General features: G+C 68.5%; 1 protein-coding gene. It reads right to left on the bottom strand.

Annotated features, from left to right (window positions below; all coding sequences use genetic code 11):
- Positions 1-514, bottom strand: a 514-nt coding sequence (locus D1614_RS29000; protein WP_206610225.1) for a protease pro-enzyme activation domain-containing protein, incomplete at both ends; no start/stop codon positions are given.

Below are 514 nucleotides of genomic sequence, written 5' to 3'. Positions count from 1 at the left end.
GCCGGCCGCCAACGTGCGCGCTTCCGCCACATCGCCCACACGCAGCATCGGACGCGCACGCGCCACGTTCTGCAGCCCCAGCACCGAGCAGACGATGCCGCCCAGCGCGCGCGGCACCTGCGCCTTGCCGCTGTTCGCAAACCCGCTGCGGCCGGCCAGCTGGTAGTGCACCAGCGGCGTGTTGAACGCCGCCTTGACCGTGCCGGCCGTACCGCGCGCAGATACCAGCAGCCGGTTGGGCGCAACGTCAATATCGATAAAACCGTTCTGGCGCAGATAGCGCACGACAGCGTCTACCTGCGCCTGCGTGGGCGCGTGGTCGGCCAGGAACTGCTCGCTGGTCGGGTACTTCCGGTAGTGCGGGCTGCGCGGGTCATTCACGTCGTGCGCGAGCGCCTTCAGCGTGGCCTCGTTGCGTAGCTTGAGGCTGATCAGTACATCGGCAGTCTGGCCGGGAGCGACCTCGTTGGTGGCACCGCGTGCCAGGAGTTGCGGGCCCGTCACGAAAGGCTTG

Origin of the sequence: Maribellus luteus (assembly GCF_003576475.1) — a bacterium.
Taxonomy (GTDB): domain Bacteria; phylum Bacteroidota; class Bacteroidia; order Bacteroidales; family Prolixibacteraceae; genus Draconibacterium; species Draconibacterium luteum.
Note: the sequence above shows the minus strand (reverse complement) of the source record. Positions and strands in the feature narration are given on the sequence as shown.